This window comes from Motilibacter aurantiacus, from assembly GCF_011250645.1.
Classification (GTDB): Bacteria; Actinomycetota; Actinomycetes; order Motilibacterales; family Motilibacteraceae; genus Motilibacter_A; species Motilibacter_A aurantiacus.
The window spans coordinates 388,415-394,915 of record NZ_JAANNO010000002.1 but is presented as its reverse complement, the minus strand read 5'-3'; the positions used below and the strand labels follow the sequence as shown (position 1 = coordinate 394,915).

Genomic DNA, 6,501 nt, shown 5'->3' with positions numbered 1-6,501 from the left:
CCGGGGACATCGCCGGGGACATCGCCGGGGACATCGCCGGGACGTCGCCGGGACGTCGCCGGGACGTCGCCGGGGCCCCGGACAATGGTCGGCATGGGCCGCCGATTCCGCCGCAGCGACCCGGCCCCCCGACCGCTCGGGCCGGTCCCCGGTGCCGAGCGGGTCGAGGAGCTCGACGGCGAGGAGTGGTACGTCCGCAGCGTGACCGGCGCGGGGGCGGCCAAGACGTACCGCTGCCCGGGCTGCGACCACCAGGTCGTCCCCGGGGCCCCCCACCTGGTCGCCTGGCCGGTCCACGGCGGGCTGGCCGAGCGCCGGCACTGGCACTCGGCCTGCTGGCGGGCCAGGAGCCGCCGGCGCCCGTCCGGGCGTCGCCCCTGAGGGAGCGCAACTAGGCTCGACGGGTGAGCCGGCCCGACGAGAGCCCCGCCCTCGTGCTGCTGCACGCCTTCCCCCTGGGCCCGCGCATGTTCGACCACGCGCGGCTGCTGCTCGACCCACGCCTGCGCGTGCTGACGCCCGGGCTCGCCGGCCTCGGCGGGGGCCCGCTGCCCGCGGCCGAGCCGTCGCTGGACGTGCTCGCCGACGACGTGGCCCGGATGCTCGACGCCGAGGGCCTGCCCTCGGCGGTCGTCGCCGGGGTCTCGATGGGCGGCTACGTCGCCCTGGCCTTCGCCCGCCGTCACCGGCAGCGGCTGGCCGGCCTCGTCCTGGCCTCCAGCCGGGCCGCCGCCGACCCGCCGGCCGCGCGCGACCGCCGCGAGCGGGTCGCGCGCGCCGTCCTCGCCGAGGGCGGTGTCCGCGTCCTGCACGAGGAGGTCGCCCCCGGCCTGCTGGGGGAGACCTCGCACACCGTCCGCCCCGACGTGGTCGAGGACGTGCGCCGGCTGGTCGAGGAGGCGTCGCCGCCGGCCGTCGCGTGGGCCCAGCGGGCGATGGCCGCCCGGCCGGACTCCACCGACCTGCTCGCCGGGATCGACGTCCCCGCGGTCGTGCTGGCCGGGGAGGAGGACACGATCGTCCCGGTCGCCGAGGCCGCCGCAGTGGCTGCCGCGCTGCCGGCGGGGCGGCTCGTCCGGGTGCCCCGCGCGGGGCACCTGATCCCGCTGGAGGACCCGCCGGCCTTCGCGGCGGCCCTGGAGGAGCTGACCCGTTGACCGGCCGGCCCGCGAGCAGGGCCCGGCGTGGATCTGTGGGGCCTGCCCGGGAGAGGATGGGGCCATGACGCAGCCGACCTTCAACGCGTACGGCGCGGTCGACCTGTCCGCGCTGGCCAAGCGCTCGGCCGCCCCTCGACCCGCCTCCGGTGCGGGTGTCCCATCGGCCGCCGGGCCCGCCGCGGGCGGCACGGGCGGCGTGGGGGCGACCGCCCCGGCGGCGGGCAGCTACGTCGTCGACGTCACCGAGGCCGACCTCCAGTCGGTGGTGCTCGAGCAGTCGCTCACCGTCCCCGTCGTCATCGACTTCTGGGCCGACTGGTGCGGCCCGTGCAAGCAGCTGAGCCCCGTCCTCGAGCGGCTGGCCGCGGCCGGGGAGGGCCGGTGGCTGCTGGCGAAGATCGACGCGGACGCCGAGCAGGGCCTGGCCGCGGCGTTCCGCGTGCAGAGCATCCCTTCGGTCTTCGCCGTCGTGCGGGGGCAGCCGGTTCCGCTCTTCCAGGGCGCGCTGCCCGAGGCGCAGGTCCGCCAGTACCTCGACGAGCTGCTCCGGGTCGCGGCGACCGCGGGAGTCACGGGGCGCCTGCCGGCGGGTGCGGCCACCGGTGCCGAGCCGCAGGACGCAGAGGCCGCGGAGCCGCAGGGCGACCCGCGCCTGGACGAGGCGTACGACGCGGTCGAGCGCGGGGACCTGGACGCAGCGGTGGCGGCGTACTCCGCCGTGCTGGCGGACACGCCGTCCGACGAGGAGGCACGGACGGGGCTCGCCCAGGTGGAGCTGCTGCGACGGGTGCAGGGCGTGGACCCACAGGCCGTGCTCGACGCCGCTGCTGCGGCGCCGGAGGACGTCGCCGCCCAGTGCGCCGCGGCCGACGTCGAGCTGGCCACCGGGCAGGTCGAGCAGGCGCTGGCGCGGCTGGTGGACACCGTGCGGCGTACCAGCGGGGCGGACCGCAACACGGCGCGCTCGCACCTGCTCGGCCTGTTCGAGCTGCTGGGGCCCGAGGACCCGCGCGTCCCGACGGCGCGGCGGGCGCTCGCTTCCGCGCTGTACTGAGCGCCGACAATTACACACTTTCGGTGACCTTCTTCAGATTGTCGATCGCTCGACATCTGGGCCGCATACCCTGCGTCCGTACGAGCCGTGAGGAAGAGGAGGACCGACGTGACGGAGCAGGTGGCGGAGCGCCCGGAGGCTCTGGTCGACGAGCGGCCGTGGGGGCGCTTCGAGCGGCTGGCGCTGAACGAGACGGTCACCGTCAAGGTGATCACCGTGGAGCCGGGCCACCGCCTGTCGCTGCAGCGCCACACCACGCGTGACGAGTCCTGGCAGATCCTGGACGCGGGCCTCTACGTCGAGATCGACGGCCGGCGCTGGTCGCCGGCGGTGGGGGAGCAGGTCTGGATCCCCCGGGGCGTGACCCACCGGGTGGGCAACGAGGGCACCGCGTCTGCGCGCTTCCTCGAGGTGGCGTACGGCTGGTTCGACGAGGACGACATCGAGCGCATCGAGGACGACTACTCGCGGTCCTGACCCGCCGGCCTCCGCGGCGTCGCCGCTCGGGTCGCCCCCGCCGCCACCAGCGCGGTGAAGACGACCAGAGCGACGACGTAGGCGGCGTAGGGCATCGTGACGCCGCCCGAGGAGAGCGGCCACCAGAGCGCCACCGGCGCCGTGGCGAGGTCGCGGAGCAGGTGCAGCGCGACCCCGGTGGCGACCCCGCCCGCGACGAGGCGGGCCCGCCCGCGCAGGGCCGCCGTCGCCAGGGCCGCGACGGCCACCGTCGCCACCGAGTGGGTGTAGGGCCGCGGCGTTCCCGCGGTCAGGATCTGGGAGTCGAAGATCGCGTCCGGCACGTGGTCGGCGTCGATGAGCACCGCCGCCGCGAGCGCCGCGAGCGCGAAAGCCGGGGGCAGCGGCCGCCGGAGCAGCGCCGCGAGCGCTCCGAGACCGAGCGCGGCCGTGGTGAGGTGCGCCGGCTCGTCCACGAGGCCGAGCACGACGTACGACGGGGACTCCGCGTCCACGAAACGGTCGACCAGCAGGACGAGCGCGAGCCCGGCCAGCGCGGCGAGGGCGGCGAGGGCGCCGGTCAGCCGCGAACGGCTCACCGGCAGGGGACGTTCGCCAGGCCCTGCCGCGCGCCGGACACCGTGTTGTCGCACGTGACGCGGTTGTCGTTCGCCGGCGTGAACGAGAACCCGTGGCCGGCACCGTTGACCTGCGCGACGTTGTCGCGGAAGACGTTGCCGGTGCCCCAGCCGTCGAGGATCGTGTGCGTCTGGAAGCCGTCCTCAGGGCTGTCCACGCCCGTGTTGCCGGCGACGACCCACTCGTTGCCCTTGACGTCCACCCAGGAGTCCGCGCCGTCCTCCTCGATGGCGGACCCGTCGAAGGTGTTGTCGAGGAGCTTGCCGCCGGTGGTGCCCTCCTTGATGTCGACCGCCTCCGCGGTCGTCGCGGAGATCGTGTTGCCGCGCACCACGTTGCGGTCGGAGCGGTCGGGCTCGCAGTCGGAGACGTCGCACCAGTTGCTCTTGGCCGTGCCGATGTAGATGCCCTCGCCGAACTTCGGCTTGCGCAGCCCGGTGCGCCGGACGGTGTTGCCCTCGACGACGTTGTCCGTGGAGAACGCGCGCAGGTGGATGGCCTCGTCGCCGATGTCCTCGACCGTCAGGCCGGAGATGACGGTCGATGTGGCGCCGTCCGCCATCACGCCCTTCTGCCCGTTGCGCACGGTGAAGCCGGCGACGCGCCAGTGCGAGACCCCGTCGAGATGGAGCACGTAGTCGCCGTCGGGCCCCTCGCCCTCCAGCACGGCATCGGCCGGGCCGCAGAGCGCGATGGGCTGGTCCGGCGTCCCCGCGCCGGTCGCGACGAACTCCCCGACGTACGTCCCCGGCGCCAGGGCGATGCTGTCGCCCGCCTGCGCCGTCCCCAGCGCCGAGACGAGCTCGTCCGACGTCGCGACCGTGACGGTCGGGGCGGGGCACGACGGGTCACCGGCGTCGCCCGTCTGGCTCGCCTGCCGGTCAGTGGCCGGGGCGTCGCTGGGTGCCTGCTCGCCCTCGTCGGGGAGCTCGTCGAGCGACGGCACCTCGTCGACGGCGTACGGGGTGACGTCCGCGGACGGGTCCGCCGCCGCCCAGCTGTCCGGGGTCGGGGAGGGGCTGACCGAGGCCGCGGGCTGCGGGCCCACGGCGCCCAGGTCGGCCCCCACGTCGTCGCTGCCGCTGTCGGCGAGTGCGCTCGCACCGATCAGCAGGACGGCCGTGACCCCGACGCCGGCGAGGAAGGGCGGCACGGACTGCCGGGACGGGCGCTGCAGCTCCCGTCCGAAGAGGCGCAAGGTCACACGATCGCCATGTCGTCGTCGTGCGAGCTGCCCGTCCGCTTGATGCCGTTGGCCTTGCGGATGTCAATGGTGCGCGCGGTCGGCACGCGGCCGATCTCCTCGCCGTACGCGGTGGCCGCGGTGACCTGGTGCGGCAGCTGTGCGGAGTAGGGGGCGCCCATGACGCCACGGGCCCGGCGGCCGCGGGCGGCCGTGAAGATGATCAGGAACGCGATGAACAGCCAGATCAGCGTCATCGGGTGGATCCAGCTCTTGAGCTTGACCCACACGCTGCTGGTGTCGACCCAGCCGGAGGTCACGTTGTCGGTGACCTCGACCCGTCCGCTCGCCCGGTGGTCGTCGAGCGCGCTCGAGCCCTTGCCCGCGAGGAAGTTGTTGGTCACCGACGAGCCGGCCACCGCGCCCACGAAGGAGACGCCGTGGCCCTCGGCGTCCTTGACCGTGTTGCCGAGGACCTCGGCGACGGAGGCGCGGACGTAGATGCCCGTCGAGCCGCCGCTGATCGCGTTGCCGCTGACCGTCGCCTCGGTCACGCCGTCGCGGAGCGACACCGAGTGCCGTGCGTTGTCCATCAGCCGGTTCGCGGTGACGCTCACCTTGGACGCGCCCGAGCGCACGACGATGCCCATGTCGTTGCCGGTGATCTCGTTGTTGTTGACGTCGAGGTTGATGCCGCCGACGACCTCGACCCCGTTGTGGCCGTTGTTGCGCGAGTAGCTGTTGGCGACGGTGTTGGAGCCCCACGGGTTCGTCTGCGCGCCGGTGACGGAGGGGCCGTCGGCCAACGCCTCGCCGGACAGGTAGAACCCGTCACCGCGGTTGGCCTCGGCGGTGGAGTCCTGGATGTTGATGTGCTGGGCCGCGCGGGCGAGGGTGAACCCGGCGCCGCCGTTGAGCTTGGACGTCGTCCGCTCGATCGAGCCGCTGGCCACGTAGCGGTGCAGGACGAGGCCGTCGACCAGGCTGCGCTCGATGACGGTGTCGGTGATGCTCAGCGACGTCGCGCCGGACACGAAGAGGCCGAAGGCGTTGCCGGTGAACGTGCTGTCGGAGATCTCGCCGGAGACGTAGGTGTCCTCGTCGGTGGCGAACTCCGGGTCGTCCATCGTCTCCAGCGGCTTGATGCCGTTGCGGGCCAGGATGTCGTTCTGCGCCTGCTCCTGCCGGCGGGCGTCGCGGGCCGCGTTGCGCTCGGTCTTGCCGGACGGCTTGGCCGGCTCGCCGGAGTTGATGCGGGTCGGGTCGATGGCGTTGGTCCGGTCGGTGCCGGTCAGAGCCACGCCGGCGGTCGAGCCGCTCCAGAAGCCGAGGTCGGAGACCTGGGCGTGCCGGATCCGCGCCTCGCCACCGATGGCCCGGATGTAGGCGCGGCCGTCGTTCGTGACCGTGTCGGGCTTGTTGCTCTGCGGGTCCCAGCTCTGGATGACGAGCGGCTGCTGCTCGGTGCCGGCCAGGTCCAGCGTGCCGCCGATGGACACGATGCTGACGAACGTCCCGTCGGCCCCGCTGCGCAGGCGCAGCGGCCCGTCGAGGCCGCCGAGCGAGAGCGTGGACTTCGGCGGCAGGAAGAGGTTGTCCTCGAGCAGGTAGCCCCCGTCGCCCTGCTTGGTGACGACCTTGCGCGCGACGAGGTCGGCCACGGTGTAGGCCGCACGGTTGGTCTTGGGGACCAGGATCACCGTGTTGCCGTTGGGCTCGTCCCGGTAGGCCTGGCCCTGGCGGTAGACGTCCTGCTTCTGCCAGCGGAAGAGCGAGACGTTGCGCCGCACCGCCAGGATGCGCTCCTCCTCGGCCTGGACCAGCGCCGCCTCGTGGTCGGCGTCCCCCTGGTACTGCGCCGGCGGCGCGGCGTCCCACGGCTTGGCGTCGGCGGCGGAAGCCGTGCCGGTCGCGGCGCCCCCCAGCGCCACCGAGCCGAGCAGGGTCAGGGGAAGGAGCGCGCAGCCGCGGCGCAGAAGGGACACGAGGATCGTCCTACCTGTTGATGT

The 6,501-nt window shown here is 74.2% G+C and carries 7 protein-coding genes; 4 read left to right on the top strand and 3 right to left on the bottom strand.

Features of this window, described 5'->3' with window-relative positions; genetic code table 11:
- The first annotated feature begins 93 nt into the window (after positions 1-93).
- From G9H72_RS05720 to G9H72_RS05705, 4 genes are all read left to right on the top strand, one after another.
- Positions 94-381 carry an ATP/GTP-binding protein gene (locus G9H72_RS05720; RefSeq protein ID WP_166168728.1) on the top strand — a complete coding sequence of 96 codons (288 nt, stop codon included), beginning with the start codon at positions 94-96 and terminating at the stop codon, positions 379-381.
- Positions 382-404: 23 nt separating this feature from the next.
- Positions 405-1,157 carry an alpha/beta fold hydrolase gene (locus G9H72_RS05715; protein WP_331272016.1) on the top strand — a complete coding sequence of 251 codons (753 nt, stop codon included), beginning with the start codon at positions 405-407 and terminating at the stop codon, positions 1,155-1,157.
- A 64-nt stretch (positions 1,158-1,221) separates the two neighbouring features.
- On the top strand, positions 1,222-2,214 hold the full coding sequence (locus G9H72_RS05710; protein WP_166168726.1) for a tetratricopeptide repeat protein: 993 nt from the start codon (positions 1,222-1,224) through the stop codon (positions 2,212-2,214).
- 108 nt (positions 2,215-2,322) lie between these two features.
- Positions 2,323-2,691 (top strand): phosphomannose isomerase type II C-terminal cupin domain, encoded by a 369-nt coding sequence (locus G9H72_RS05705; protein WP_166168724.1) that lies wholly within the window; start codon positions 2,323-2,325, stop codon positions 2,689-2,691.
- Here G9H72_RS05705 and G9H72_RS05700 read toward each other — a convergent pair.
- The 3 genes from G9H72_RS05700 to G9H72_RS05690 are packed head-to-tail and all read right to left on the bottom strand — an operon-like array spanning position 2,676 to position 6,477.
- Complete coding sequence (locus tag G9H72_RS05700; protein WP_166168722.1) at positions 2,676-3,269, bottom strand: metal-dependent hydrolase; 594 nt, start codon at positions 3,267-3,269, stop codon at positions 2,676-2,678. The genes G9H72_RS05705 and G9H72_RS05700 overlap by 16 nt on opposite strands.
- Positions 3,266-4,507, bottom strand: a complete 1,242-nt coding sequence (locus G9H72_RS05695) for a right-handed parallel beta-helix repeat-containing protein (RefSeq protein WP_231126442.1) — start codon at positions 4,505-4,507, stop codon at positions 3,266-3,268. Before G9H72_RS05695 ends, G9H72_RS05700 begins: the two co-directional genes overlap by 4 nt.
- 2 nt (positions 4,508-4,509) lie before the next feature.
- A complete protein-coding gene (locus G9H72_RS05690) occupies positions 4,510-6,477 on the bottom strand; it encodes a right-handed parallel beta-helix repeat-containing protein (protein ID WP_166168720.1) in 1,968 nt (655 codons plus the stop codon).
- Positions 6,478-6,501: the final 24 nt, after the last annotated feature.

Excerpts from the sequence above, each read along its gene's own strand:
- G9H72_RS05720 (WP_166168728.1), top strand. The coding sequence starts at position 94 with ATGGGCCGCCGATTCCGCCGCAGCGACCCGGCCCCCCGACCGCTCGGG.
- G9H72_RS05710 (WP_166168726.1), top strand. The coding sequence starts at position 1,222 with ATGACGCAGCCGACCTTCAACGCGTACGGCGCGGTCGACCTGTCCGCG.